Annotated in this window: 20 protein-coding genes; 9 read left to right on the plus strand and 11 right to left on the minus strand. The window is 71.8% G+C overall.

Going from position 1 to position 26,076, the window contains the following annotated elements; translation table 11 throughout:
- Positions 1 to 2: 2 nt before the first annotated feature.
- Complete coding sequence (locus ACZ69M_RS35505; RefSeq protein ID WP_060901054.1) at positions 3 to 587, minus strand: (2Fe-2S)-binding protein; 585 nt, start codon at positions 585 to 587, stop codon at positions 3 to 5.
- Positions 587 to 1,486, minus strand: coding sequence for an FAD binding domain-containing protein (locus tag ACZ69M_RS35510; RefSeq protein ID WP_470056478.1), 900 nt, complete (start codon positions 1,484 to 1,486; stop codon positions 587 to 589). Before ACZ69M_RS35510 ends, ACZ69M_RS35505 begins: the two co-directional genes overlap by 1 nt.
- A gap of 342 nt (positions 1,487 to 1,828) precedes the next feature.
- Between ACZ69M_RS35510 and ACZ69M_RS35515 the strand changes: the two genes are divergently transcribed.
- Positions 1,829 to 3,556 (plus strand): PucR family transcriptional regulator, encoded by a 1,728-nt coding sequence (locus ACZ69M_RS35515; protein WP_470056480.1) that lies wholly within the window; start codon positions 1,829 to 1,831, stop codon positions 3,554 to 3,556.
- A 149-nt stretch (positions 3,557 to 3,705) separates the two neighbouring features.
- The gene (locus tag ACZ69M_RS35520) at positions 3,706 to 4,479 is read left to right on the plus strand and encodes a hypothetical protein (RefSeq protein ID WP_352048393.1); all 774 of its coding nucleotides are present in this window, start codon (positions 3,706 to 3,708) and stop codon (positions 4,477 to 4,479) included.
- A 63-nt stretch (positions 4,480 to 4,542) separates the two neighbouring features.
- On the opposite strand, the gene ACZ69M_RS35525 is transcribed toward ACZ69M_RS35520, so the two are convergent.
- A complete protein-coding gene (locus ACZ69M_RS35525; protein WP_470056482.1) occupies positions 4,543 to 4,842 on the minus strand; it encodes a hypothetical protein in 300 nt (99 codons plus the stop codon).
- A 132-nt stretch (positions 4,843 to 4,974) separates the two neighbouring features.
- Positions 4,975 to 5,817 (minus strand): GntR family transcriptional regulator, encoded by an 843-nt coding sequence (locus ACZ69M_RS35530; RefSeq protein ID WP_470056484.1) that lies wholly within the window; start codon positions 5,815 to 5,817, stop codon positions 4,975 to 4,977.
- A 156-nt stretch (positions 5,818 to 5,973) separates the two neighbouring features.
- Here ACZ69M_RS35530 and ACZ69M_RS35535 point away from each other — a divergent pair, with 156 nt between their 5' ends.
- Both ACZ69M_RS35535 and ACZ69M_RS35540 read left to right on the plus strand, forming a co-directional pair.
- Entirely contained in the window at positions 5,974 to 6,852 is an 879-nt protein-coding gene (locus ACZ69M_RS35535; protein ID WP_470056486.1) for a (2Fe-2S)-binding protein, read from the plus strand.
- Positions 6,853 to 7,170: 318 nt separating this feature from the next.
- Entirely contained in the window at positions 7,171 to 8,220 is a 1,050-nt protein-coding gene (locus ACZ69M_RS35540) for a DUF2637 domain-containing protein (protein ID WP_470056488.1), read from the plus strand.
- 64 nt (positions 8,221 to 8,284) lie between these two features.
- Here the strand turns inward: ACZ69M_RS35540 and ACZ69M_RS35545 are convergent, their stop codons facing one another.
- The 3 genes from ACZ69M_RS35545 to ACZ69M_RS35555 all read right to left on the minus strand — a co-directional run bounded on the left by ACZ69M_RS35545 (position 8,285) and on the right by ACZ69M_RS35555 (position 12,964).
- Entirely contained in the window at positions 8,285 to 8,767 is a 483-nt protein-coding gene (locus ACZ69M_RS35545) for an ATP-binding protein (RefSeq protein ID WP_352048390.1), read from the minus strand.
- 478 nt (positions 8,768 to 9,245) lie between these two features.
- Positions 9,246 to 10,988: a pyruvate dehydrogenase gene (locus ACZ69M_RS35550; RefSeq protein ID WP_470056490.1), complete on the minus strand. Its 1,743-nt coding sequence runs from the start codon at positions 10,986 to 10,988 to the stop codon at positions 9,246 to 9,248.
- Positions 10,989 to 11,071: 83 nt separating this feature from the next.
- Positions 11,072 to 12,964, minus strand: a complete 1,893-nt coding sequence (locus ACZ69M_RS35555) for a PP2C family serine/threonine-protein phosphatase (RefSeq protein ID WP_470056492.1) — start codon at positions 12,962 to 12,964, stop codon at positions 11,072 to 11,074.
- Between the two features lie 476 nt (positions 12,965 to 13,440).
- On the opposite strand from ACZ69M_RS35555, the gene ACZ69M_RS35560 reads away from it, so the two are divergent.
- The 3 genes from ACZ69M_RS35560 to ACZ69M_RS35570 all read left to right on the plus strand — a co-directional run bounded on the left by ACZ69M_RS35560 (position 13,441) and on the right by ACZ69M_RS35570 (position 17,439).
- The gene (locus ACZ69M_RS35560; RefSeq protein WP_470056494.1) at positions 13,441 to 14,421 is read left to right on the plus strand and encodes a helix-turn-helix domain-containing protein; all 981 of its coding nucleotides are present in this window, start codon (positions 13,441 to 13,443) and stop codon (positions 14,419 to 14,421) included.
- 36 nt (positions 14,422 to 14,457) lie between these two features.
- Positions 14,458 to 14,940 (plus strand): DUF456 domain-containing protein, encoded by a 483-nt coding sequence (locus ACZ69M_RS35565; RefSeq protein ID WP_470056496.1) that lies wholly within the window; start codon positions 14,458 to 14,460, stop codon positions 14,938 to 14,940.
- Positions 14,941 to 15,126: 186 nt separating this feature from the next.
- On the plus strand, positions 15,127 to 17,439 hold the full coding sequence (locus ACZ69M_RS35570) for a glycosyl hydrolase family 95 catalytic domain-containing protein (RefSeq protein ID WP_470056498.1): 2,313 nt from the start codon (positions 15,127 to 15,129) through the stop codon (positions 17,437 to 17,439).
- Here the strand turns inward: ACZ69M_RS35570 and ACZ69M_RS35575 are convergent.
- On the minus strand, positions 17,436 to 18,686 hold the full coding sequence (locus ACZ69M_RS35575; RefSeq protein WP_470056500.1) for an SGNH/GDSL hydrolase family protein: 1,251 nt from the start codon (positions 18,684 to 18,686) through the stop codon (positions 17,436 to 17,438). The genes ACZ69M_RS35570 and ACZ69M_RS35575 overlap by 4 nt on opposite strands.
- Before the next feature lie 196 nt (positions 18,687 to 18,882).
- Between ACZ69M_RS35575 and ACZ69M_RS35580 the strand changes: the two genes are divergently transcribed.
- Together ACZ69M_RS35580 and ACZ69M_RS35585 are read left to right on the plus strand one after the other, a co-directional pair.
- Positions 18,883 to 19,251: a PPOX class F420-dependent oxidoreductase gene (locus ACZ69M_RS35580; protein ID WP_075031088.1), complete on the plus strand. Its 369-nt coding sequence runs from the start codon at positions 18,883 to 18,885 to the stop codon at positions 19,249 to 19,251.
- Positions 19,252 to 19,287: 36 nt separating this feature from the next.
- A complete protein-coding gene (locus ACZ69M_RS35585) occupies positions 19,288 to 20,028 on the plus strand; it encodes a Type 1 glutamine amidotransferase-like domain-containing protein (RefSeq protein ID WP_470056503.1) in 741 nt (246 codons plus the stop codon).
- A 25-nt stretch (positions 20,029 to 20,053) separates the two neighbouring features.
- On the opposite strand, the gene ACZ69M_RS35590 is transcribed toward ACZ69M_RS35585, so the two are convergent.
- From ACZ69M_RS35590 to ACZ69M_RS35600, 3 genes are all read right to left on the minus strand, one after another.
- Positions 20,054 to 21,454: a bifunctional transcriptional activator/DNA repair enzyme AdaA gene (locus ACZ69M_RS35590; RefSeq protein ID WP_470056666.1), complete on the minus strand. Its 1,401-nt coding sequence runs from the start codon at positions 21,452 to 21,454 to the stop codon at positions 20,054 to 20,056.
- A gap of 191 nt (positions 21,455 to 21,645) precedes the next feature.
- Positions 21,646 to 22,755, minus strand: coding sequence for a ribosome small subunit-dependent GTPase A (gene rsgA, locus ACZ69M_RS35595; protein WP_470056505.1), 1,110 nt, complete (start codon positions 22,753 to 22,755; stop codon positions 21,646 to 21,648).
- 571 nt (positions 22,756 to 23,326) lie between these two features.
- Positions 23,327 to 26,044 carry a SpoIIE family protein phosphatase gene (locus tag ACZ69M_RS35600; protein ID WP_470056507.1) on the minus strand — a complete coding sequence of 906 codons (2,718 nt, stop codon included), beginning with the start codon at positions 26,042 to 26,044 and terminating at the stop codon, positions 23,327 to 23,329.
- Between the last annotated feature and the right edge of the window lie 32 nt (positions 26,045 to 26,076).

The following is a 26,076-nucleotide window of genomic DNA, read 5'->3' on the forward strand; positions in this document are numbered from 1 at the left end:
GGTCAGACCGCCTCGGACTGCCGGGCGGCCGCGAGGCGGACCGCGTCCATGATCTTCTCGTAGCCGGTGCACCGGCACAGGTTGCCGGAGAGCGCCTCGCGGATGTCCGCGTCGGTCGGCGTGGGGTTGCGCTCCAGCATCTCGTCGGCGGCGACCAGCAGACCCGGGGTGCAGAAGCCGCACTGGACGGCGCCGGCGTCGATGAACGCCTGCTGGATCGGGGAGAGTTGTCCGCCCTCGCCGGTGTGGGAGTCCTGGGGCTTCGACTCCCAGCGCCTGGCCTCGTCCAGCGAGGTGCCGCAGGAGCCGGTGGCGCAACCGCCGTGCTCCGCGCGCTGCTTGGCGAACTCCGCGAGGCCCTCGACCGTGACCACCTCGCGGCCCTCGACCTGGCCGGCCGCGACCAGACACGAACACACCGGCACACCGTCCAGGCGGACCGTGCAGGAACCGCACTCGCCCTGCTCGCAGGCGTTCTTGGAGCCGGGCAGGCCCAGCCGCTCGCGCAGCACGTACAGCAGGGACTCGCCCTCCCACACGTCGTCGGCTTCCTGGGGACGGCCGTTGACCGTGAAATTGACACGCATTACGCGACACCGTCCTTCTGGAATGTCTGGCCGTCAGTGCCGCGGTAGGACTCCCAGGTCCAGGTCAGGGTGCGGCGCGCCATGATGCCGACCGCGTGGCGGCGGTAGCTCGCGGTGCCCCGGACGTCGTCGATCGGGTTGCAGGCGGCGGAGCAGAGGTCCGCGAACTGCTTGGCGACCGACGGGGTGATGATCCTGCCGTTGTCCCAGAAGCCGCCCTCTTCGAGCGCCGCGTTCAGGAACTCCTCGGCGGCCTTGGCGCGGACCGGCGTGGGCGCGGCGGAGCCGATGCCGGTGCGGACCGTACGCGTCTCGGGGTGCAGGGCCAGGCCGAAGGCGCAGACCGCGATCACCATGGCGTTGCGGGTGCCGACCTTGGAGTACTGCTGGGGGCCGTCGGCCTTCTTGATGTGGACGGCGCGGATCAGCTCGTCGGGCGCGAGCGCGTTGCGCTTCACGCCGGTGTAGAACGCGTCGATCGGGATCAGACGCGTTCCCCGTACGGACTCGGCCTCGACCTCGGCGCCGGCCGCGAGGAGGGCGGGGTGGGCGTCGCCGGCCGGGGAGGCGGTGCCGAGGTTGCCGCCGACACCGCCGCGGTTGCGGATCTGGGGAGAGGCCACGGTGTGGGAGGCCAGGGCCAGGCCGGGAAGCTCGCCGCGCAGGTTCTCCATGATCCGGGTGTACGGGACGGAGGCGCCCAGGCGCACGCTCTCCTCGCCGACCTCCCACTCGCTCAGCTCGCCGACGCGGTTCAGGTCGAGGAGGTACTCGGGCCGGCGGTGATCGAAGTTGATCTCGACCATCACATCGGTGCCACCCGCAATCGGCACAGCGGTGGGGTGCTCGGCCTTCGCGGCGAGCGCCTCCTCCCAGCTGGCGGGGCGAAGGAAGTCCATGAGTGGCTCTCTTCTTCGTATCGTGGGTCGTTCTGATCAAGCCAGATCGTGTGCGGCGGCCCGGGCTCGTTCATGAGTTGTTCACGTGGAGTGAGGTCAGTACACCGCGCTGTCCTCCACCGGGGTCAGTCACCGAAACCATGAAGGAGTTGGCTGGCCAGGGCGGTCATCTTGTAGATTCGTATAAACGGAGGTCATCAGTAACCTCCTCGTTTTCCTATGGAAACGACAAGAAACATCCAGCACACGCTGGGACCAGGGAGTACGGCTCGCGGACCCGCTCGCCCATTGCTCACCTTCAGATCCATCGTAGATTTCGAGACAAGAACGGCGGCGACGAGAATGCGGCTGCGCGCACTGCTGGACACCGACGCGCTGGGCCTGCGGCTGCTCGGCGGCGAGGACGAGCTGGACCGCACCGTACGCGGTGTGATGACCACGGACCTCAAGGACCCCAGCCGCTACCTCTCCGGCGGCGAGCTGGTCCTCACCGGGCTCGCCTGGCGCCACGGCGCCGAGGACTCCGAGCCTTTCGTACGGATCCTGGCGGCCGCCGGGGTCGCGGCCCTCGCCGCCGGTGAGGCGGAGCTCGGCGACATCCCGGAGGACCTCGTCCTGGCCTGCGTCCGGCACCGGCTGCCGCTGTTCGCCGTGCACGAGTCGGTGGCGTTCGCGACGATCACCGAGCATGTCGTGCGACAGGTCTCGGGCGAGCGCGCCGGGGACCTCGCGGCCGTGGTGGACCGGCACCGGCGGATGATGACGTCCGGCCCGGCGGGCGGCGGCCCCGACGTGGTCCTCGACCTGCTCGGCACCGACCTGGACCTGCGGGCCTGGGTGCTCTCCCCCACCGGACGCCCCATCGCCGGTTCGAAGCTCGCCGGGGCCGCGCTGCCCGCCGACGTGTCCGCGAAGCTGGCCGCGGAACACCTCGCGGCGGCGCGCACCGGGCGGCGCGGACCGCACCGGGTGCCCGTGGGTACGACGACGTACTCCCTCTTCCCGATCCGCTCCTCCGGGCGCTCCGCGGCCGCCTCCCGCGATGTGCGCGAGACGGTGCTCTCCGACTGGCTGCTCGCGGTCGAGGCGGACGCCGGCGACTGGCCCGCGGAGCGGCTCGACCTGCTCCAGGGCGTCACCCAGCTGATCGCGGTCGAGCGGGACCGGCGGGACGCGGCGCGCACGGTACGGCGCCGGCTCGCGCAGGAGGTCCTCGAACTGGTGCAGACGGGGGCGGCACCCGCGGAGATCGCGGCCCGGCTGCGCGTCGCCGCGCCGGTGCTGCTGCCCGGGCTCGGCGCCGCACCGCACTGGCAGGTGGTGGTGGCCCGCGTCGAGTGGGACGAAGCGGGGGGCGGGTCCGCAGGGCCCTCGGTTGAGGGTGGTGGCGGGAGACGGGCGGGCGGGATCGAGGGCGGGCCGGTCGCCCAGTCGCTCCTGGAGGAGATCCTCGTCGACCCGCTGACCAGCGGCCCCGAGCCCTCCGACCGAATCGCCGTCGCCCATACGGGTGAGGAGGCGATCGCGCTCGTCCCTCTTCCGGCGGTCTCCGCGGAGCACGACGGCTCCGAGTCGGGCGTGCTCGCGGACGCCCTCCTGGAGGCCGTACGCGACCCGCTGTCGGCCGGCCTGAACGACGACGGGCGGCTCACGCTCGGGGTCAGCGCCGCCGTGCACTCGGCCGAGGGACTGCGCGGCGCCCTGGAGGAGGCCCGGCACGCGCGCCGGGTCGCCGCCGCCCGCCCCGGCCGGGTCTGCGCGGCCGGACACCAGGAGCTGGCCTCGCACGTCCTCCTGCTGCCCTTCGTGCCGGACGACGTACGCCGCGCCTTCACCGCGCGCCTGCTCGACCCGCTCCGGGACTACGACCGCCGCCACCGCGCCGAACTCATCCCCACCCTGGAGGCGTTCCTCGACTGCGACGGCTCCTGGACGCGCTGCGCCACACGGCTCCACCTGCACGTCAACACACTGCGCTACCGGGTCGGCCGCATCGAGCAGTTGACGGGCCGGGACCTCTCCCGCCTCGAGGACAAGCTCGACTTCTTCCTCGCGTTGCGCATGAGCTGAGGTCACGGGTCCGTGCGGCGCGTGTCAGCAAGTGCCGCACCAGTCCCACGACTTTGTGAAATCCTTCACCCACCCCCTTGGCCGGGTGCCGCGATCCGTGCTGAGATGCCACCACTCAACAGCTCAATGGCGTGCTCGGGGAGGGCAACGTGGCGCATACCGCCATGTCTGGTTCCGGAACGAACGCAGGGGACGATCCACTCCAGACCGCGGTATGGCGGCTGCGCTCGCGCGCCTGCTGGGTCGACGCGGCCGCACTGCTCCAGCCCGGGACGGCGGGTCCCGCACTGCAGAGAGCCTCGCTCCTCGTCGAGCGGTGCCTGTACACCGAGCAGGGCTGGGCCGAGGCGGAGGACGCGCTGCGGACGGCGGAGGCGGTGGCCCAGAGCGACGACGAGCGCGGGGCGGCGGCCTGTGAGCGCGGGCAGCTCGCGTACGCGGCCACACTGCTCGGGGTGCGCGACCGCGCGGACGAGGCGCGGGCCGCGCTCGGGCGGGCCGCCGCGCTGATCGCCCCGGGGGCGCCGGGGCGGGCGCTGCTGGACTTCCGGCGCGGGCTGCTCGCCGAGAACCTCGCGCAGTCGCCGCAGGCCGCGCGGGCCGCCTACCGGCGCGCCCACGCGGGCGCTGTCGCCCAGGGCGACCCGCTTCTGCTCTCCTTCACCTGGCGGCACCTGGCCGGACTCGCCCTGCGGGACGGGGAGTTGGCCGAGGCGCGGCACGGGTTCGGTGAATCCCTGCGGATCCGGGAGGAGTTGGGGTACTTGGTCGGCACGGCTCCGGCACTGGCCTCGCTCGCGGACGCCGAGACCGAGCCGGAGGCGACTCGGTTGCGGGCGGAGGCGGGGCGGCTGTTCCGGTTGCTCGGGGGTGTGCCCACCTGGCTGGCCAGGCAGTTGACTCCGCCTGCGGCGACGGCTTGAGGTCGCGAGGGCCGCGGATTCGTCGTGGCTGGTCGCGCAGTTCCCCGCGTTCGCCGGAGCGGGTCAGTTGCTCTGGACGTGTGCCAAGAGGTTGCGGGCGAAGTTCCCCACCGCGGTGCGGAGTTCGGGGTCGTGGGCGACGTAGACCGCGACCCCGACGATGATGATCAGGACCAGGAGGCCACGCAGGCCGCCGCCCCGGGCGCCGGTGTGCGGCACGGGGCGGTGCATGTGGGGCGCCCCGGTGTGACGGGCGTGGGCCTGGGCCATGTCGTGCGCCGCGCGGTGGTGGCGTACGTGGTTCTGATGGATCTGCTGGGCCTGCTGAGCTTGCTGCATCGCCTGCCAGGACGGGTCGGGCATCGTCTTCTCCCCCGGTGTGCTGCTGGTACCGGGGGACACGCGTGCGGGGCCGCCCGGGTTCCCGGCGGCGCGTCCTGTTGCCAGGCGCCCACGGAGCCGTGACGTCCGCCCAGGGAAGGGGACGTACCGGCCCTAGCTGTCGGCGAAGTGCTCTCGTACGAGGGACTGGACCGCCGAGAGGTCCTGGGCGGTCAGGGCGTCCAGGAGGGCGAGGTGCTCGGCGGCGTCGGCCATGAGGTCCGCGCGGCCGCGCGGGACGGGGCCGCCGGCGAGGGGCCACTGGGCGCGGCGGTGCAGGTCGTCGGCGATCTGCACGAGCTGGTCGTTGCCGGCGAGGGCGAGGATCGCGTGGTGGAATGCGCGGTCGCACTCCGCGTAGGAGGCACGGCAGCCCGCGGACGCGGCACGCGCCGCCGCCTCGGCGAGCGGGCGCAGTTCGGCCCAGCGCGCGGCGGGCACCGTGCGGGCGAGGCGCAGCACCACCGGGACTTCGAGGAGGGCGCGGATCTCGGCAAGTTCGGCCAGCTCGCGCGTCCCGCGCCGGACGACCCGGAAGCCCCGGTTCGGTACGACCTCGACGGCACCTTCGAGGGCGAGCTGCTGCATCGCCTCGCGTACGGGTGTGGCGGACACCCCGAAGCGTTCGCCGAGCACGGGCGCGGAGTACACCTGGCCGGGGGCGAGCTCGCCCGCGACGAGGGCGGTGCGCAGGGCGTCGAGGATCTGCCCGCGGACCGAGGCCCGCTGGACCACGGGGCGCGCGCTCTCCACGCGGGGGCGCGGAACGGGCGGCTCGCTGTGGGTGTGCTCGCCACGGGCCCCGGTCGCGGACCGGGACTCGTCCGAGGCGACGCCCCGCTCCCGCTCGACGTCCGCCATCCGCGCCTGTGCGGGCACCCGGACGGACGCCGTACGGATGTCCGGGGCCGCCGACCCGGTGGAACCGCGCGCGCCCAGCGAACCGGCCTGCTCCACGGGGTCCTCCTCCGGGCTTGGTGGTACTTGGGGGTCATTGCGGCGGTTGTTACCCGTCCGTCAAGCACCATAGGCGCACATGGCCCCAGTTCAAACATCCGATATTGAGGGTAAGGTAAGCCTAACCTGTTAATGATCGTGAAGCGGGGTACCCGTATGTCCGCTCCCGCCCTGGCCAGGGGCCCCCTGGGCCTCGCCGACGGCGACCCCGCCCGCTCGGCCGTCACGGACGCCTACACCCGGCTGACCGAGGTCTTTCCGGGGCTGAGCGTGCGGGAGCTGGGACACGGGGAAGCGGCCCCGGAGGGCGAAGGCTGGGTCGGCGCCGCCGGGCTCGCGGCGGGCGGGGCGGACCTCGACACCTTCCTCGCCTGGGACGAAGCGCAGGTCATCAGGGACTACGGACAGCAGGCACGCCCGGACGTGGTGGCGAGCTTCGGGCTGCACCGGTACGCCTGGCCGGCCTGTCTGCTGATCACCGTCCCGTGGTTCCTGCTGCGCCGGGTGCCCCGCCTCCCTGTGGAGCGCGTCACATTCCAGCGCACGCTCGGCCGGATGGCGGTCCGGGTCGAGGAATTCGCCTGCCTGCCGGGCGACCCGGCGGCCCGGCTGCCCGGCGCCCGGGTCGTCCCGGACGAAGAGGCACTGCGGGCCGAGGTGCGGGCGGCGGCGGCCGAACACCTGGAGCCGGTCCTCGGCGGCTTCGGCCCGCGCATGCGGCGCCGCGGCCGGGCCCTGTGGGGCATGGCGACCGACGAGGTCGTCGAGGGTCTCTGGTACGTCGCCGAACTGCTCGGCGAGGAACGGCGCGCGCGGCGCGAGCTGGAGCTGCTGCTGCCGGGAGCGACCCGGCCGTACGTCGGTTCCGCCGCGTTCCGTGAGCTGAGCGGCCCGAACGGGGAGTCCCTGCCCACCCGCGACCGGGCGAGCTGCTGCTTCTTCTACACCCTGGATCCCGAGGACACCTGCGTCAACTGCCCGCGCACCTGCGACACGGACCGCATCGCCAAGTTGACGGCCACCACGAGGGATTGAGCACCGGCCCTGGCGTTCGGACGGGCCTTCCGGGTGCTCTAAGATCAACTCCGACTGAGACTCCCGACGGGTGCCCGACAGATGACAGGCACTTCACAACTTCCTCACTTGTCGCAGGAACTTTCCGTAGAACCATCCGTACGGGTAATCTTATTCGCACTCAGCTCCCGTCCCTCGCGCGGCAGTTCGAGCAGAATGTCGCCCTGCGCATCCCCTTGCACTCTCTTGGCGGCCTCTTGCCCCGAAACCCCCTGAGGGTCGACGGGCGTGGGCCAATATGGCGGGCGTTACGCCCTATCCCAATGCAAGGGACCCCAGATGAGATTGACCGACATATCGCTGAACTGGCTGCTTCCGGGCGCCGTTTTGCTCCTGGGACTGCTGGCGGCGGTGGCGGTGCTCGCGCGCAGCAAGCGGTCCGGGGAGAACACGAGCAGCAACAACGACGACTCGTGGGAGCGCAGCGAAGAGCGTCGCAGGCGTAAGGAAGCCGTCTACGGCACGGCCTCCTATGTGCTGCTCTTCTGCTGTGCCGCGGTCGCCGCGGCGCTCTCCTTCCACGGCCTCGTCGGCTTCGGCCAGCAGAACCTCGGACTCACCGACGGCTGGGAGTACCTCGTCCCGTTCGGTCTGGACGGCGCGGCCATGTTCTGCTCCGTCCTCGCCGTGCGCGAGGCCAGCCACGGTGACGCGGCGCTCGGCTCCCGGATACTCGTGTGGACCTTCGCCGGTGCCGCCGCCTGGTTCAACTGGGTGCACGCTCCGCGGGGTGTGGACCACTCGGGCGCTCCCCAGTTCTTCGCGGGCATGTCCCTGTCGGCCGCCGTGCTGTTCGACCGGGCGCTGAAGCAGACCCGCCGTGCCGCGCTGCGTGAGCAGGGCCTGGTCCCGCGTCCGCTGCCGCAGATCCGTATCGTCCGCTGGCTGCGCGCGCCCCGTGAGACGTACAGCGCCTGGTCGCTGATGCTCCTGGAGAACGTCCGCACGCTGGACGAGGCGGTGGAAGAGGTCCGCGAGGACAAGCGCCAGAAGGAGCAGAACCGTCTGCGCCGGCGGAACGAGGAGCGGGTCGAGCGGGCGCACCTCAAGGCGCTCAGCCGCGGTCACCGGGGCCTGCCCGGCCGTGGTGGTGGCGGCGGTGGCCGGCAGCAGTTGGAGACGACCGTGGAGCGTGCTCCCGCGCAGGCCACCGCGGAGCCTGCCATAGCGCCCGAGCTGCCCGTACGCTCACGGCCCTCCCTTCAGCCCGTCCGCAAGAGTGGTGACCCGATCACGGTCGATCTCACCGCGGAGGACGACACCATGGCCCTGCCGCGACTCGACTCCCTGGAGCGCAAGCTCAAGGACCTGGAGCAGCAGTTCGGCTGAGAGACCGGGGTGGTCCGGCCGTTGAACGGCCGGACCCCGGACAGGAATCACGGCGGCGCGGTGACTACACCGCGCCGCCGTCCAGTTCGAACCAGACCGACTTGCCTACGCCGTGGGGGCGTACCCCCCAGGCGTCCGCGAGGGACTGGACCAGGACGAGGCCTCTGCCGTGCGTACCGTCGTCGGCGATCGGTACCCGCAGTCTGGGCCTGCGTCCCACGAAGTCCCTTACCTCCACGCGGAGTCCGCGGGGTCCGACGGTGGCCGTCAGGACCGCGTCGTGGTCGGTGTGGATGAGGGCGTTGGTGACGAGTTCGCTGGTCAGCAACTCGGCTATCTCGGACTTCTCCGGCTTCCCCCAGTGCCGTAAGAGTTCCCTCAGTGCTCTGCGGGCCTCTGGCACCGCCCGTAGATCGGCCCTGGCCAGCCGCCGCCTGAGCTGCGGGGCGGCCGGGTCCCTCGTTCCGTCGGTCGCTTCTTCCTCCACTGCCTGTGCCGAGGAGGCCCCGATGGCCACGGGACCGCCCCCTCGTACCTGCCTCTTCATGACCCCCGCCTGCATGCCGATGTCGGGTTCCCCTCCTGATCGAACATGTTCACGGGAATCCATGCCCCATCGGGGACGCGGCAGTCATCTCGAATGGTCAACCACCGGCCAATCCCGAGCGGAAGCACGGCGTCACGCCGCAACGGTGGCCCGTGGGGCTCCTCCGCCCTGACGTCAGGGCTCTGCGGGGCCGGCCCGCGCGACGGCGATCCGCCCCGTGGACAGCCCTGCTTGCCCTGCTCAACGCCTGTTGAGGCGCACGGTCCGGCCCCGGCGCACGGCGGCGGCGCGCCCGGCGGATCCGCACCACCCGGCGCCTCCCCTCCCCGGCGGCGTGTCGACCGCGGGCGCTCGGCCCATCTACCGACTCTCGGCTGCGGGTATGGCCGTACTCGACGGGGAGTCGGCGCGGCGGCCCGAGTCCGGTGCTGGTGGTGCCGATCCGCTTACGGAGCTCGGTGGCGGGCCAGGGAAACGGTCAGGGACGCGGCACGTTGCGCAGGTTGGAGCGGGCCATCTGCACCATCCGGCCGACGCCCCCGTCCAGGACCATCTTCGACGCCGACAGGGCGAACCCGGTCACCATCTCCGCGCTGATCTTCGGCGGGATGGACAGGGCGTTGGGGTCGGTGACGACGTCGACGAGGGCGGGACCCTTGTGCTTGAAGGCGGCCTTCAAGGCGCCGGTGAGGTCCTTGGGCTTCTCGACGCGCACGCCGTACGCCCCGCACGCACGCGCGACGGCCCCGAAGTCGGGGTTCTTGTTCGTGGTCCCGTACGAGGGCAGCCCGGCGACCAGCATCTCCAACTCGACCATGCTCAGGGCGGAGTTGTTGAAGAGGACGACCTTCACCGGCAGGTCGTACTGGACGAGGGTGAGGAAGTCGCCCATCAGCATGGCGAACCCGCCGTCTCCGGACATCGAGACGACCTGCCGGCCCCGGTCGGTGAACTGGGCCCCGATCGCCATCGGCAGCGCGTTCGCCATCGAACCGTGCGAGAACGAACCGATGACCCGGCGGCGGCCGTTGGGCGAGATGTAGCGGGCCGCCCACACGTTGCACATCCCGGTGTCGACCGTGAACACCGCGTCCTCGTCGGCGAGTTCGTCGAGGACGGAGGCCACGTACTCCGGGTGGATCGGCACGTGCTTCTCGACCTTGCGCGTGTACGCCTTGACGACACCCTCGAGCGCGTCCGCGTGCTTCTTCAGCATCTTGTCGAGGAAACGGCGGTTCCCCTTGGGCTTCACCCGGGGCGTCAGACAGCGCAGGGTCTCCTTCACATCGCCCCACACCGCCAGATCCAGCTTGGAACGGCGGCCCAGGCGCTCGGGCCGGACGTCGACCTGGGCGATCTTGACGTCGTCCGGGAGGAAGGCGTTGTACGGGAAGTCGGTGCCGAGCAGGATCAGCAGGTCGCACTCGTGGGTGGCCTCGTAGGCGGCGCCGTAGCCGAGCAGACCGCTCATACCGACGTCGTACGGGTTGTCGTACTGGATCCACTCCTTGCCCCGCAGCGCGTGTCCGATCGGGGACTTGATCTTCTCCGCGAACTCCATGACCTCGGCGTGCGCGCCCGCCGTGCCGCTGCCGCAGAAGAGCGTGATCCGGTCGGCCTCGTCGATCATCGCGACGAGCTTGTCGATCTCGGTGTCGCCGGGGCGGACAGTGGGCCGGGAGGTGACGAGGGCGGTCTCCAGCGCCTTGTCCGGGGCGGGCTCGGAGGCGATGTCGCCAGGGAGGGAGACGACGCTGACGCCCGACTGGCCCACCGCGTGCTGGATGGCGGTCTGCAGCAGCCTCGGCATCTGCTTCGGGTTGGAGATCATCTCGTTGTAGTGACTGCACTCGCGGAAGAGCTGGTCCGGATGGGTCTCCTGGAAGTAGCCGAGGCCGATCTCACTGGAGGGGATGTGCGAGGCGAGGGCGAGAACCGGGGCCATGGAGCGGTGCGCGTCGTACAGACCGTTGATGAGGTGGAGGTTGCCGGGGCCGCAGGAGCCGGCGCAGGCGGCGAGCTTGCCGGTGATCTGGGCCTCGGCGCCCGCGGCGAAGGCGGCCGTCTCCTCGTGCCGGACATGGATCCAGTCGATCGCCGCGTTGCGCCGGATCGCGTCCACCACCGGGTTGAGGCTGTCGCCGACGACTCCGTACAGGCGCTTGACGCCCGCACGGACGAGGATGTCGACGAACTGCTCGGCGACGTTCTGCTTGGCCATGCTGCACGCACCTCTTTGTGATCCATGGATCCGGCGGGTCCCTCGGTTCATCCGTCGGGTCCATGAATTCACACGGCGCGCCGTTACGCCTCCCAAACGGCCGCGACGGTCCGGTCGTCGGCGTATCCCTTGACCCGTACCTGGGTGTCGGCGAGGAACGCGGCGAGGCCGGGCGGCTCGCCCGCCGACCACCGCTCCGTCAGGTGCTCGCAGAACTGCGGTTCGCCGCGCAGGGGCTCCGCGAGGCCGCCGGTGCACAGCAGCAGCGTGTCACCCGGTCGGGCGACGGAGGCGCGGAAACGGAAGGGTTCGCGGGGCGGTTCGGGGGCCGGTTCGTAGGGGCTCGGGGGTGTGGTGATGCCCAGGTCCATGGTGAGCCGGTCGCCCTCGGGGGTCTCGTGCGGCAGCGATCCGAAGCCGACCACGGCCTCGCCGGTGGTCTCGGCGACCCGCGGCTCGATGTCCTGCCACTCGCCGTCCCGCAGCCGGAACAGGCCGCCGGCGCCGACCCCGAAGAAGACGCGGGTACGGCACTCGGGGTCCCCGGTGAGCAGCAGGCAGCGCAGCCCGGCGGTGTACTCCTCGGGTTCGATGCCCTGTTCGGCGGCGCTCGCGCGCAGCTTGCCGAGACTGCGGTCGGTGAGCCGGTGCAGGCCCGACTTCAGGTCGCCGCGACGGGCCGCCCTTATGTCCTCGGCCAGCCGCGCGTGACTGCGGCCCACGGCGCGCCCGATCCACCGGCACGCCTCGGCCGCCGCCCGGTGCGCGCCGGGGGTCGCCCGGGCGCCGGTCGCCATCGCCACCAGCACCAGCGCGTGCTCGCCCGTTCCGAAGCGGGCGGTGAGCAGGGAGTCCCGGCGGGGCTCGCCCCTGAAGCGCGCGGAGTCGCCGCGCACGGAGGCCGCGCGCAGGGTGCTCGCCCCGTAGCGCGCCCCTTCCATGACGGTGTCGGCGACCAGGTCGTCGAGGTCGTCCGGATCGGCGGGCGGGAGGGCGGTGGGCTCGGCGTCGTAGGTGGGCGGGCCCGAACCGACGTAGTCGACGGGGGGTGGCTGCTGGGGGACGGTGAGGACCGGCTCGAGGACGGCGTCCACGGGGGCGGCTGCGCCGGGCGGGGCGTGGTCCGGCGGCGCGGTGGGGCGCGGCGGGACCGCCGCGCCGGGTGATTCGTTGGACGTACGGCCATGGAGCGACTCGGCGTGGAACCCGGGCGGCGTCGGTCCCGGCGGAAAGGCCGCGGGGGTCGGCGGTTCGGCGGGCGGACGCTCCCAGGAAGCCGGGGGCTCTTCGTCTCCCCCCGAGGAGCGCGGATCCACACCGCTCCGAGAGAAGCCGGCGGCCTCACTGCTCCACCAAGGGGCGGGCGCCGCATCGGCCGGCGAGGGACCGGAATCGTCCCCGCTCCCCGAATCGCCCAGGTACCCGCTGCTCCACGAAAGGTCCGGTTCCCCGTCACCCCGGGAAAAGCCGGATCCCTCCCCACCACCCCCCGAGGAACCACGGCCCTCGCCACCCCACAAAGGACCGGAATCCTCCCCGCTGCCCGAACGGCCGTAGTCTTCCCCGCTCCCCGTGCGGCCGTAGTTCTCCTTGCTCCCCGAGGGGACGGCGTCCTCGGTTTCCGAGGGGCCCGGGGCGGCGTCCGCGCTCGTCGAGGGGGGCAGGTTCTCGGCGGGCCGTGCCGGGTCGAGGAAGCGGTCCGGTGGGTCGGACCGGGGCTCGCGGTCCCTGCGGGCGAGGCGCCGGCCCAGTGCCTCGCCGCGCGGGGTGGCGCCGCGGCCCCGTTGCTCGGGGACGACGGGAGACCCGTCCGGCTCGGGTGGCGCGGTCCCCGATCCCACCGTCCCCGCGGCCGACGCGAAGCGGTCGTCGAGGGAATCGGCCGCGGGCGTGGGCCCCGTGTCCCCGGTGGCGTCGTACAGCTGCCTCCACCAGTCGTCCTCGTGACCGGTAGGCCTATCCCCCTGCTGGCTCATGCCCCTAATTGTCCACCGCGAGAGCCGGATGAAAACGGGGCATCCGGAAAAACCGGCCACGGGACTGGTAGTCGAACGGCATGTCGGGTGACGCATCGAATGGCCGTACGAGTGGGAGGGCTTGACGAAATGTCGGACGTCGCGTCGGACCGGACGTCGCGTCGAAGCCGCCGGACGATTCCACCCCCCACGGGAGAACCGCCCGGCGGCGCCCTGAGTGTGACCTGCTTCCCTGAGGTTCCCCTGTGACGCGCGTTGCCGCGCTCCCCAAGGCGCCACTCCCAAGATCACTCCGCCCACGTCCACGCAGGCCGGTCCGGCCCAAGTCGGGCATTACGGGCGGCTGTTGCTGCCGCGGTGCCGTGATCTTGGCAGAGTTACGGGTGCTGCGGCGATGATGTGCCGAGGCGGGTTTGCGCCGTGGCCGATTTCCGCCAGGTCACGGCCGGAACGGGATTTGGGGAGGGCATCGCCGCATGCTGGGAGCGATAGGTCTGGACGAGACGCACGAGTCGGCGTACCGGGCACTGGTGTCCGTGGGCGCCGCCGACGTGCCCGACCTCGCGCGGCGGCTCACGCTCGGCGAGCACGACACCGAGCGCGCCCTGCGCCGACTGGAGCGGCACGGTCTCGCGGCCCAGTCCTCGGGCCGCCCGGGACGCTGGGTCGCGGCGCCGCCCGGCGTCGCCCTCGGCGCACTGCTCACCCAGCAGCGACACGAGCTGGAGAAGGCGGAACTGGCGGCCGCCCTGCTCGCCGAGGAGTACCGCGCCCAGGCCACCGAACCCGCCGTGCACGACCTGGTGGAGGTGGTGATCGGAGCGGCGGCGGTCACCCAGCGGTTCCTCCAGCTCCAGCTCGGCGCGGCCACGGAGGTGTGCGCGCTGGTCACCGGGACTCCGATGGTGGTCTCCGGGATGGACAACGACGCGGAGGAACAGGCCGCGGGACGGGGCGTCGGCTACCGCGTGGTGCTCGAACGCGCCGTGCTCGACCAGCCCACCGGCCTCACCGAACTGTCCGCCGCGCTCAGCCGCGACGAGCAGGTACGGGTCGTGGACAAGGTGCCGACCAAGCTGGTGATCGCCGACCGGACGCTCGCGATGGTGCCGCTCACCTCGCACATCGCGGAGCCCGCCGCCCTCGTCGTGCACGCCAGCGGGCTCCTGGAGCTGCTGTCGGGCCTGTTCGAGTCGGTATGGCGGGACGCGCTGCCGCTGCGGCTCGGCAGCCGGGGCGTCATGGAGCAGGAGCCGGACGGCCCCGACGTCACCGACCTGGAGATCCTCTCCCTGCTGCTGGCAGGGCTGACCGACGCGAGCGTCGCCAAACAGCTCGACCTGGGCCTCAGGACCGTACAGCGCCGGGTGAAGCGGCTGATGGAGCTGGCGGGCGTCACGACCCGGCTCCAGCTGGGCTGGCACGCCTACGAGAAGGGCTGGGTGGCCCGCGACTGACCTGCGCTCTCGCGCCCGCTCAGTCACGCTGGGCAGATGGGAGTGTGGGAACTCCTGCTGGTCGGCGTGGTGATCGTGCTCGGCCTGTGCGGAGTGCTGGTGCCCGGTGTGCCGGGGTCGTGGCTGGTCTGGGCCGCGGTCCTGTGGTGGGCCCTGTCCGACCCACGGGCCCTCACCTGGGGCGTACTGGTGGGCGCGACCGTGGTCCTGGTGCTGGCCCAGGCGATCCGCTGGGGGCTGCCGCCCCGACGGCTCCGGGAGGCCGGCGCCACTCCCCGGATGGGCGTGTACGCCGGGGCCGGGGCGCTGCTGGGTTTCCTTCTGCTGCCGGTGGTCGGCGCGGTCCCGGGCTTCCTCGGCGGGATCTACCTCTACGAGCGGCAGCGGCTGGGCGGGCACGGCCCGGCGAAGGCGGCGGTGGGGACGGTCATGCGGTCGGGCGGCTGGAACGTCCTGACGGAGCTGTTCGCCTGCCTGCTGGTCACGGCCGCATGGCTGGCCACGGTGATCTGGGGCTGACAGCGCCGCCAACGGCATCCAACGAAGCCAACGGAGCCAACGGAGCCAACGGAGCCAACACATCGGATCTCTCCCTTCATATTGACGGGCTGCAGTCACTTCTCTACGTTGCATCGCGGGATAGCTCCGATGAATCGATGAATCTCGCCCGAAGTGCAGTCGCTAGAGCCGCCTGGAGGCACCCGCATGCCCAGCCCGTCCAGACGTACCGTCCTCGCCACCGGATCCGCCCTCGGCGGCACCCTGCTCGCCGGAGGCCTGCCCGCCCAGGCCCGGGCGGCCGATCACGCGGACACCTCCGACCCCTGGCGTACCGTCCTCGACGACGCCGATCTGGTCTGGCAGCGGATGCCGAAGACCTGGTACGAGGGCCCGTACCTCGGCAACGGCTTCCTCGGCTCCGGGATCTACGCCGAACCGGGCGCGGAGACGGGTTCCTTCTCAGCCGTGCGCTTCAACGTCCAGCACTCGCAGGTGCAGGACCACCGCCCCGAGTTCGGCTCCCTCTTCGGCCTCGCCCGTCTGCCCATCGGCTGGTTCACGCTGGAGCCGGTCGGCGCGATCACGGGCCTGGACTGGCGGCTCGGCCTGCGCGACGCCGAGCTGACCGGCACGCTCACCACGGACAAGGGCACGCTCACGCTCCGCGCCCTGGTGCACAACTCCCGCTCGGTGCTCGCCGTCGAGGTGACCCCGAGCGAGGGCGAGCGCGACTTCCGCTGGGTCTTCCACCCGGCGGACGCGATCAGCCCGCGCGCCGCCTTCAAGCCCCTCCCGGACGGCTACCAGGGCAACCCGCCCGCCGAGGTCGCCACGCACGACGGCGTCTCCACCGCCGTACAGCCCCTGCTGTCGGGTGGACAGCATGTGACGGCGTGGCGGGAGCGGGCGCGGGGCAGAGCACGATGCCTGTACGTGCATGTCGCGCACTCATATCCCCAGTCCACGGCGCTGGGCCGGGCGCTCGCCACCGTGCGCGGGGCGTCGGCGCTGCCGTACGACCTGCTGGCCGGAACCCATCGCGCCTGGTGGCACGCCTACTACCGCAAGAGCTTCCTCTCCCTCCCCGACGCGCGCATCCAGCGCTTCTACTGGATCCAGCTCTACAAGGCGGCGTCGGCGGCCCGGCGGGACGCGCCCGTGATGGCGACCAGCGGCCCCTGGCTGGAGTCCACGCCCTGGCCCAACACCTGGTGGAACCTCAACGTCCAGCTGGAGTACTGGCTGATCCACGGCTCGAACCATCTCGAACTCGACGCCGTGACCCGGGCGTTGAGCGAGTTCCGGGACAATCTGTCGAAGGAGGTGTCGGACCGGTACCGCGCCGACTCGCTCGGCATCCCGCGCACCACGGACCCGCAGCTCGTCAACGGCGCGGCGGGCACCCTCACCGGCTACGGCGTCGGCATCCCCGGCCAGGACCCGCCCACTCCCGAGGTCGGCAACCTCACCTGGGCCCTGCACAACGTCTGGCTCAGCTACCGCCACACCATGGACGAGTCGATCCTGCGGGACGTCCTCTTCCCCCTGCTGCGCAAGGCGGTCAACTACTACCTGCACTTCCTGGAGCCTGGCACGGACGGGAAGTTGCACCTGCCCGCCACCTTCTCCCCCGAGTACGGCGGCAACTCGCGTGACTGCAACTACGACCTGATGCTGCTGACCTGGGGCTGCCGCACTCTGCTGGAGTCGGCCGAACTCCTCGGTGTCGACGACGAGTTGGCACCGCGCTGGCGCGAGGTGCTGGCCAGGCGGGTGCCGTACCCGACCGACGCCAACGGCTTCATGATCGGCTCGGACATCCCCTTCGCGAAGTCACACCGGCACTACTCGCATCTGCTCGCGGTGTACCCGCTGTACGAGCTGACCGGCCGCACCCCGGACGAACTGGCCCTGATCGAGAAGTCGTTGGCGCACTGGGTGGGCTTCGAGGGCGCTCTCCAGGGCTACACCTTCACGGGCGCCGCCTCGATGTCCGCGCTGCTCGGCAAGGGCGAGGACGCTCTCAAGTACCTCGGCCAGCTCATGACCCGCTTCATCCAGCCCAACACCATGTACAAGGAGTCGGGCCCGGTCATCGAGACCCCGCTGTCGGCCGCCCAGTCCCTGCACGACATGGTCTGCCAGTCCTGGGGCGGCGTCGTCCGGGTCTTCCCCGCCCTGCCCGCCGAGTGGGCGGACCTGACGGTCCACGACTTCCGCACCCAGGGCGCCTTTCTGCTCAGCGCGGTACGCAAGGGCGGCGCGACCCGCTGGGTCCGGCTGGTCAGCGAGGCGGGCGCGCCCTGCGTCGTACGGCACGGCGTCGCGGGCGCGATCGACGTGCGGGACGGGCGGGGCCGGCCGCTGCGATACGAGACGGTGGGCGACGGAACGATCCACGTCGCCCTGCGCCGCGGCGAGTCGGCGCTGATCACCGCGAAGGGCGAGCGCCCGGACCTGACCGTCACGCCGGTACGGCCGAACGCGGACGCTCCCCGGTGGGGGCTGCCCGCTTAGAGAAAGAGCGTGTCGAGGTCGATGTCGTCGGCCAGCGCCTGCATCCCCGTGTCGTTGAAGTGGAGGTGGTCGCCGGGGTCGTAGGCGGGAAGGATGCGGTGCGGGTCGGCCGGGTCTCGGACGACGGCGTCGAAGTCCGCGACCGCGTCGAAGAGTTCGGCGTTGCGGATGAAGGCGTTGACCGTCAGCCGGACCGCCTCGCGGGACTCCGTATAGGCGCTGTACCCGCCGTACGGGGTGATCGTGGCACCGACGACCCGGATCCCGCGGGCGTGGGCACGCTCCACGATCCGGCGGTAGGCGTCCTCGATGGCGAGGGGATCCGTCTGCTCGGGTGTGCCCTTGATGTCGTTGATGCCCTCCAGCACGATCACCGCGCGCACCCCGGCGCGGGAGAGCGCGTCGGCGTCGAGGCGGGTCAGGGCGCTCGGGCCGCCGTTCTCGCGCAGGAGGCGGTTTCCGGAGATCCCCGCGTTGAGGACACCGAGCCGGCGGTGCTCGGGGAGCATGCGCAGACGGGCGGCGAGCAGGTCGGGCCAGCGGTGGTTAGCGCTGGACGTCGAGCCGGTGCCGTCGGTGAGGGAGTCCCCGAGCGCGACCACGCTGCCCGCGGCGGGGGCGCCCAGTACGTCGACACCGGTCACGTAGTACCAGTTGTCGAGGGTGACGGTGTACGCGGTGCCGGGCTCGTCGGCGGTCCGGTCCCCTTCGCGGGCCAGGAAGTTGGCCTGGAACGCGGAGCGGTGGTAGGTCGCCGGGCCGGAGTCGGCGGGGGTGTGGACCGAGATCAGGAGGTTGGCGTCGGCGGGGATCGGGAGGTCGACGGGGTCGCTGACCATGTCCTGCCCCACGGGGACCGTCACGGACCGGCGGCCGGCGAACGTGGCGACGCGCAGCGACCCCGGGGCGGCGTTCGGGCTCATGGGTCTGCCCCACTCCTGCAACGCGACGGTGACGGCGTCGAGTTGGAGCGGGGCGGTGCCGAGCCGGTTGGAGACGCGGACGCGGGCGGCGCTGCCGCCGACGCTGGTGTGCACGACGTTGCGGATCGAGGCGCCGGGCAGGGCGGGGGCGGTTCCGGAGGGGGCGGTCTCCCAGGTGCCCGTCCAGCGGGCCTGCTCGTCGTGGCCGTGGCCGTGGCCGGTGAGGTGGGTGGACCCCGCATCGGCGCTCGCGGCCGGCGGGACGAGCGCCAGAACGGTCACCAGGGCGGTGAAGAGATGGCGAGCCTTGATCACGCGGGTCATGCGGTATCGCTTCCCTGCCCCCCGGGCCGGTCAACGAAAGGTCACACCGTTGGCCGTGCCCACTCACCCGCTCCACTGATTCGTAGGACCTATCGTTCGATCGTCCCGAACAGAGCGACGTCCGAGCCGCTTTGGGGCGGGAGACCTAGGACCAGGACCCGATGCGGTCCGTGCTCGGGCGTGTTTGGCTGCTTCCATGACCGAATTCAGCGAGGCGGAACGCGCCTACCTCACCACGCAGCGGCTGGGTCGGCTGGCCACCGTCGACGCCCACGGGCAGCCGCAGGCGAACCCCGTCGGCTTCTTCCCGCAGGACGACGGGACGATCCTGATCGGCGGTTACGCGATGGGCACCACGAAGAAGTGGCGCAACCTGCGCAAGAACCCCAAGGTGGCGCTCGTCGTCGACGACATCGTCAGCCACCAGCCGTGGAAGGTGCGCGGCATCGACATCCGGGGCGAGGCCGAACTCCTCACCGGCCCCCACGACTTGGGTCCGCACTTCAGCGAGGAGCTGATCCGTATCCATCCCCGGCGCATCCACAGCTGGGGCCTGGAGGACTGACCGGAGCCCCGGCGGCGCTTGGTAGGGTCACCGACCATGACCGCCACGGAACCCACCGTCCTGGCCACGTCGGGTGGTCACCGCGTCGGCAGCCGCACCTGGCTGACCTTCGACGCGCTCGTCCACCACGCCGTCGAACTGTCCGGCGTGCACGGGCGCCGGCCCCGGGTCATGTACGTCGGAACCGCGATCGGCGACGCCGAGCACTTCGCCGCCCGGATGAGCGAGGCGGCTCGCGTGGCGGGCTTCGACCTGACGCCGCTGCGCCTCTTCCCCATGCCCAACTTCGATGACATCGAGGCGGCGGTGCTGGAGCAGGACGTGGTGTGGGTGATGGGCGGTTCGGTGGCGAACCTGCTCGCCGTATGGCGCGTGCACGGACTGGACGCGATCCTCCGTCGCGCGTGGCAGGCCGGGGTCGTCCTGAGCGGGGTGAGCGCCGGTTCGATCTGCTGGTTCCAGGGCGGCACCACCGACTCCTTCGGCCCCGAACTGCGCCCGCTCACCAACGCCCTCGGCTTCCTGCCGTACGGCAACGGCGTCCACTACGACACCGACCCCGGCCGCCGCCCCCTGATCCACCGGCTCGTCGCCGGGGGCACGCTGCCGCTCAGCCACTGCACCGACGACGGCGTGGGCCTCGTCTACCGCGGCACCGAACTCGTCGAGACCGTCAGCGAGACACCGGGCAAGGGGGCGTACGTCGTCCGGCGGGAGGGGGACCGGGCGGTCGAGGAGCGCGTGGAACCGCGCCTGCTCCCGGCACCGCGGCACTGACGTTCCCGACGGCCACCCGGGGACATCACTCCAACTCCCCCGCCGCCCTGAGGTGTTGAACGGCGTACGAGCGCCACGGGCGCCACGCGTCCGGCACATCCACCCCCGGCGGCACCACGTCGGGGTCGCCGAGCGCGCGCATACGGATTTCGGCGGCGGTCGTGCCGTCCAGCCCTGGCAACGCCAGCAGCGCCTCCTGCGCCTCGTCGCGCTCCGCGCCCGCGTCCAGCCGCAGGGTGCCGTCGGCGAGGGCAGCGGTGAGCGCGCCGAGGGGGCCGTCCGGTTCGGCCTCCGCGAGGACGGCCGGCTCCGGGAACACATGGGTGAGCGTGCCGCTCGGGGCGTCCAGCGCCTTCCCGTACCGCCGCACCAGCCGCTCGGCCTCCGTCCGCCCCACCAGTGCGCGCACGGCCAGTTCGTCCGGATCGGCGGCACCCGGCGAGCGCAGGCCGGGGCGCGCGGCGACCAGCGGGGCCAGCCGGGGATCGGCGCCCAGCCGCTCGTCGACGGCGTACGGATCGGCGTCGAGGTCGAACAGCCGGCGCAGGCGCTGGACGGCGGTGGTGAGGTCGCGCAGGTCGGTGAGGTGGAGCCGGGCGTCGAGCCAGCCGCGCGAGCGTTCGTCCACCGCGACGATTCCGGTGCCGTACGGGAGGCGGAGGGTGCGGCGGTACGTACGACGGCCGGGGGTGCCGTCGATGTCCTCGACCCCCGGGACCGCCTCGTGGGCGAGCAGGTCGAAGACGGCGGCGGACTGGTACGGGCCCCGGTGGGCGAGGCGCAGGGGGATCCCGGCGGTGGGGGTGACGGTGCGCCGGGCTCCGCTCCCACCCCTCGGCGTGGCGGCCGCGCGCAGTTCGCTCGGCGTCAAGGCGTACACCGCGCGGATCGTGTCGTTGAACTGCCGGACGCTGGCGAACCCGGCCGCGAACGCGATCTCCGTGATCGGCAGGCCGGTGGTCTGGAGCAGGACGCGGGCGGTGTGGGCGCGCTGGGCGCGGGCGAGGGCGACGGGGCCCGCGCCGACCTCCGCGGTGAGCTGCCGCTGCACCTGGCGGGCGCTGTATCCGAGCCGGACGGCGAGCCCTCCGACCCCCTCACGGTCGACCACGCCATCCCCGATGAGCCGCATGGCGCGCCCTACGACGTCGGCCCGCACGTTCCACTCCGCGGAGCCGGGTACGGCGTCCGGGCGGCATCTGCGGCAGGCTCGGAAGCCCGAGCTCTGCGCCGCGGCGGCCGTCGTGTAGTACCGCACGTTCTGCCGCTTCGGCGTCACCGCCGGGCAGCTGGGCCGGCAGTAGATCCCGGTCGTCTCCACCGCGAAGAAGAACTCCCCGTCAAACCGGGCGTCTCTGCTCCGCACCGCCTCGTACCTGGTCTCCGCGTCAATCACACCTACCAGTCTGCGCCGCCCCCACTCCATCCACTGGCGGCTTTCAGACACAGCACTCGGCCCAAAATCCGATCCCGCAATCAAACGACCCGGCCGGGCGGGCAATGCGGGGCGCAGCCCCCGCCTCAGGGGCGCGGGGAACTGCGCGCCCACCCCCACCGGCCGGAGAGCCCACCCAGGGGGGCCTGGGGCGCGGCCCCGGGCCCCCGTTCCGCGCAGGCTCAGTGCCAACGACCGCGTTTGGCGTCCATCGCCGCCCTCCCCTCCGCCCCCTTCCGCTTCCAGTCCCGTCGAATCTCCGCCCGCACCCGCGCATCCGTCTTCGCGACGATCCGCTGGTTCTCCCGCAGCAGCTTGCGATAGCTGGCGAGGCGGCGTTCGGGAAGGACACCGGAGTCGACGGCGGCAAGCACCGCGCAGCCTGGCTCCGCTTCGTGCGCGCAGTCGTGGAAACGACAGTCGGCAGCCAGCTCCTCGATCTCGGAGAAGACCTGCCCGACGCCGGTCTCGGCGTCCCAGAGGCCGACCCCGCGCAGTCCGGGCGTGTCGATGAGGACACCCCCGCCGGGGAGGGCGAGAAGGTTGCGGGTCGTCGTGGTGTGGCGGCCCTTGCCGTCCACGTCACGCGCGGCCCGTACGTCCATCACGTCCTCGCCGATCAGTGCGTTGGCGAGGGTCGACTTGCCCGCGCCGGACTGTCCGAGGAGGACGGACGTGCCGCCCGACAGCACCGCCGCGAGGACGTCCAGACCCTCCCCGGCGCTGGAGCTGACCGGCAGCACCGGGACCCCGGGTGCCGTCTTCTCGACGTCCTGGACCAGGTGTCCGAGCGTCGCCGCGTCGGGCACCAGGTCGGCCTTGGTGAGGACGACCAGGGGCTGCGCACCGGACTCCCAGGCCAGCGCGAGGAATCGTTCGACGCGGCCGAGGTCGAGTTCCAGGGCGAGGGAGACCGCGACGACGGCGTAGTCGACGTTGGCCGCGAGGATCTGCCCCTCGGAGCGCTTGGAGGAGGTGGAGCGTACGAAGGCGGTACGGCGTGGCAGATACGTACGCACGTAGCGCGGGTTGCCCGCGGGTTCGACGGCGACCCAGTCCCCGGTGCACACGACCCGCATCGGATCGTTCGGCGTCACGAACGCGGTGTCCGCGCGCAGCACCCCGTCGGTGGTGACCACGTCGCACTGACCGCGGTCGACCCGGATCACCCGCCCGGCCAGCAGCCCTTCGGTGGCGTACGGGGCGAACTCGTCCGCCCAGACGTCGTCCCAGCCGTAGGGAACGAGCGCGGCGAACGGTGAAGAGGGGAAAGCGAGAAAAGCGGAAGTCAAGGGAGACCCTTCACAAGGGCGGCCCCGGCACGCGCGCTCGGGCGCGGAGAGAAGAGGAAGGTCAGCCGGTGGCCACGGAGGTGGACTTGATGAACTTCTGGATGCGGGCAGCGCCCATCTCGAAGACAGCCATCGGTCACACCTCCCGAACCGGAAACCAATCCACCAGCGGCAACCCCAGGTCGCCGCTCGAACAGTACCGACTCTAGAGATACACGGGCCGCAGCACCATCGAATTACGCCCGGCAAGGTCGAGCCCGGTCGACTGATCCAGGACTCCAGGTACTGACAGAGACAGGCGTGAGGCAGGTGCACATCCTGGCGCACAGCATGGGCAACCGGCTGCTCACCGATCTTCGCGGCTCCCGACGTCGACGCGGAAGTGTTCCGGCAGAGGCTTCCTCGCATCTCAGCACTTCGCGGCCGACGAGCTGCCCATGGTGAGCGTCCTGCGCAAAAGCGCCGAGAACGTCAACCTGTCTCTGATGTACCTCGACGAAGCGGTCTTCTGACATGCCCCTCAGGGTCAGCCGGTGGCCACGGAGGCACACGGGTCCGCGGCGCCATCGAATTACTGCGCACCCGACAGCGATCCCGGGCCGGGCTGCCCGGTGGTCCGTGGCAGTGCCTGTTCGGCCCAGATCACCTTGCCCTGGGGGGTGTACCGGGTGCCCCAGCGCTCGGCCATCTGGGACACCAGGAACAGGCCCCGGCCTCCCTCGTCCATGGTCGCCGCGTACCGCAGATGCGGTGAGGTGCTGCTGCTGTCGGCCACCTCGCAGATGAGCGTACGGTCGTGGATCAGCCGTACGTGGATCGGCTCGGAGCCGTAGCGGATGGCGTTGGTGATGAGCTCGCTCAGGATGAGTTCCATGCTGAAGCCGAGCTCGGACAGGCCCCACTCGTCGAGCTTCTGGGACACGGTCTCGCGCATCCCGGCGACGGCCGCCGGGTCGAGCGGCACGTCCCAGTCGGCGATCCGGTCGGGCGGCAGCCCCCGGGTGCGGGCGATGAGCAGGGCGACGTCGTCCTTGGGGCGCCCGGGCAGCAGTTCGTCCAGCACGGCCTGGCAGCTCTCCTCGGGCGACCGGTCGGGGTGCCCCGCCAGCGCGTCGCGCAGCAGCTCCATGCCCACGTCCAGGTCGCGTCTGCGGTCCTCGATGAGGCCGTCGGTGTACAGGACGAGCTGGGCGCCCTCCTCGATGTCCAGTTCGGCGGTCTGGAACGGCAGGCCGCCCAGGCCGAGGGGAGGCCCGGTCGGCACGTCCACGAAGGTGACGGTTCCGTCGGGGTGGACGAGCGCGGGCTCCAGGTGGCCCGCACGTGCCATGACGCAGCGACGCGTCACGGGGTCGTAGATCGCGTACAGGCAGGTGGCGCCCACGACGCCCGCGGCACTGTCCGTGCCCTGCTCGTCCTGGTCGATGCGGCCGACCAGGTCGTCGAGATGGCTCAGCAGCTCGTCGGGGGGCAGATCGAGGGTGGAGAAGTTGTGCACCGCGGTCCGCAGCCGCCCCATCGTGGCGGCTGCGTGCAGACCGTGGCCGACCACGTCGCCGACGGCCAGCGCCACCCGGCTCCCCGGCAGGGGAATCACGTCGAACCAGTCCCCGCTCACGCCCGACTGGGCGGGCAGGTAGCGGTAGCCGACGTCGAGGGCGCTCTGCTCGGGCAGGGCCCGCGGCAGCAGGCTGCGCTGGAGGGTGACCGCCACCGCGTGCTCGCGGGTGTAGCGGCGGGCGTTGTCGATGCTGACCGCGGCACGGGCCACCAGTTCCTCCGCCAGCGACAGCTCCTCCTCGTCGAAGGGCCCGTGCTGCTTGGCGCGCCAGAAGTTGGCCACGCCCAGCACGACACCGCCGGCCTGGATCGGGGCGGCGATGAGGGAGTGGATGCCGTAGTCGACGATCTCCTTGGTGCGCTCCGGGTCCTGCGCGTGCCAGCCCACGGCGGTCGACAGGTCGGTCACCAGTTCGGAGCGGCCGCTGCCGTAGCCGCGCGCCTGGGGCGTGGAGGGCACGAAGTCGATCAGTCGGCCCCTTTCGTAGAGCGGATGGTCGTTCCGGAGGCCGCACACGGCGATGCGTCGCAGGTCCGTCGCCGTGGGGGCCGGCTCCTCGCCGTGCAGCACGGCGTCGGCCAGGTCGACGGTGACGAAGTCGGCGAATCGGGGGACGGCGACCCGTGCCAGCTCGTCGGCGGTGCGCCGTACGTCCAGGGTGGTGCCGACGCCGAGTCCGGCGTCGTACAGCAGCTTGAGCCGCTCCCGTGCGACCTCCGCCCTGCCGGTGACCGCCTGGAGCTCGGTGGAGTCGCGCAGTGTCACCACCGTTCCCTCGATGCCTCCGTCGCGCCCCGTGGGCCGCTGGTTGACTGCCAGCAGCCGCTCCCCGGCGAAGTGCACCTCGTCGGTGGCCTCGCGCCCGGAGACGAGCAGCTCCACTGTCCCGGGGTCGAGGTTCGACAGCTCCGAGACGAGTCGCCCCTCGGCGTCGGGGGGCAACTCCAGCAGCCGTCTGGCCTCGTCGTTCGCCAGCAGCAGCCGCCCGTCGCCGGCGACGATGAGCACTCCTTCGCGTACGGAGTGCAGCACCGTGTCGTGGTGGTCGTACATGCGGGTCATCTCTTCCGGGGCCAGGCTGTGGGTCTGCCGTCGCAGCCGCCTGCCCACCAGTGCCGTCACCCCGGTGGACACCACGAGTGCCCCGGCCCCGGCGCCCAGGATGATCGGTAGTTGCCGGTCCACCTGATTGGTCACGTTCTTGACCTTCAGACCGGCCGACACCAGGCCCACCACCTTGCCCCCGGTGTCCTTGACGGGGACGGTGGCCTGCACCTCCTCGCCGAGCGGCCCGTGCACGCTCTCCGTATAGACCTGCCCCGCCAGCGACGGCCCGATGGTGCCCACGAACCGCTTGCCGATCAGGCCCGGTATGGGGTGGGTGTAGCGGATGCCCTTGGTGTTCATGACCACGATGAAGTCGACCCCGGCGGCCTTGCGGGCCGCCTCGGTGAGTGGCTGGAGGATCTTGCTCGGGTCGGGGCTCTGCAGTACCGCCACGATCCCGGGAGCGTGCGCGAAGGTCTCCGCCGTGGCTACGGAGCGGCGCTTGGCCTCGGCGGTGGTGTCCCGCTCCGACTGGAGGGCAAGGGCGAACACACCGCAGGCCACGAGCAGCACGACCAGGGCCACCTGAAGAAGGAACACCTGCCCGGCTACGCTTCGCGGGCTTCTGCTGATCAGCGGCCTGAGTGAAAAGCGTCGAAAAGCGGCGAAACGATTCGCCATGTGACCTTTCTAGCACTGGTGATCCCGAGCGG

The sequence above is a fragment of the Streptomyces sp. NPDC107454 genome (assembly GCF_055582885.1).

Bases quoted from the DNA above. Each gene is read 5' to 3' on its own strand.
- ACZ69M_RS35505 (WP_060901054.1), bottom strand. From the start codon at position 587: ATGCGTGTCAATTTCACGGTCAACGGCCGTCCCCAGGAAGCCGACGAC.
- ACZ69M_RS35510 (WP_470056478.1), bottom strand. From the start codon at position 1,486: ATGGACTTCCTTCGCCCCGCCAGCTGGGAGGAGGCGCTCGCCGCGAAG.
- ACZ69M_RS35515 (WP_470056480.1), top strand. From the start codon at position 1,829: ATGCGGCTGCGCGCACTGCTGGACACCGACGCGCTGGGCCTGCGGCTG.
- ACZ69M_RS35525 (WP_470056482.1), bottom strand. From the start codon at position 4,842: ATGCCCGACCCGTCCTGGCAGGCGATGCAGCAAGCTCAGCAGGCCCAG.
- ACZ69M_RS35535 (WP_470056486.1), top strand. From the start codon at position 5,974: ATGTCCGCTCCCGCCCTGGCCAGGGGCCCCCTGGGCCTCGCCGACGGC.
- ACZ69M_RS35540 (WP_470056488.1), top strand. From the start codon at position 7,171: ATGAGATTGACCGACATATCGCTGAACTGGCTGCTTCCGGGCGCCGTT.
- ACZ69M_RS35545 (WP_352048390.1), bottom strand. From the start codon at position 8,767: ATGAAGAGGCAGGTACGAGGGGGCGGTCCCGTGGCCATCGGGGCCTCC.
- ACZ69M_RS35550 (WP_470056490.1), bottom strand. From the start codon at position 10,988: ATGGCCAAGCAGAACGTCGCCGAGCAGTTCGTCGACATCCTCGTCCGT.
- ACZ69M_RS35555 (WP_470056492.1), bottom strand. From the start codon at position 12,964: ATGAGCCAGCAGGGGGATAGGCCTACCGGTCACGAGGACGACTGGTGG.
- ACZ69M_RS35560 (WP_470056494.1), top strand. From the start codon at position 13,441: ATGCTGGGAGCGATAGGTCTGGACGAGACGCACGAGTCGGCGTACCGG.
- ACZ69M_RS35565 (WP_470056496.1), top strand. From the start codon at position 14,458: ATGGGAGTGTGGGAACTCCTGCTGGTCGGCGTGGTGATCGTGCTCGGC.
- ACZ69M_RS35570 (WP_470056498.1), top strand. From the start codon at position 15,127: ATGCCCAGCCCGTCCAGACGTACCGTCCTCGCCACCGGATCCGCCCTC.
- ACZ69M_RS35575 (WP_470056500.1), bottom strand. From the start codon at position 18,686: ATGACCCGCGTGATCAAGGCTCGCCATCTCTTCACCGCCCTGGTGACC.
- ACZ69M_RS35580 (WP_075031088.1), top strand. From the start codon at position 18,883: ATGACCGAATTCAGCGAGGCGGAACGCGCCTACCTCACCACGCAGCGG.
- ACZ69M_RS35585 (WP_470056503.1), top strand. From the start codon at position 19,288: ATGACCGCCACGGAACCCACCGTCCTGGCCACGTCGGGTGGTCACCGC.
- ACZ69M_RS35590 (WP_470056666.1), bottom strand. From the start codon at position 21,454: ATGGAGTGGGGGCGGCGCAGACTGGTAGGTGTGATTGACGCGGAGACC.
- ACZ69M_RS35600 (WP_470056507.1), bottom strand. From the start codon at position 26,044: ATGGCGAATCGTTTCGCCGCTTTTCGACGCTTTTCACTCAGGCCGCTG.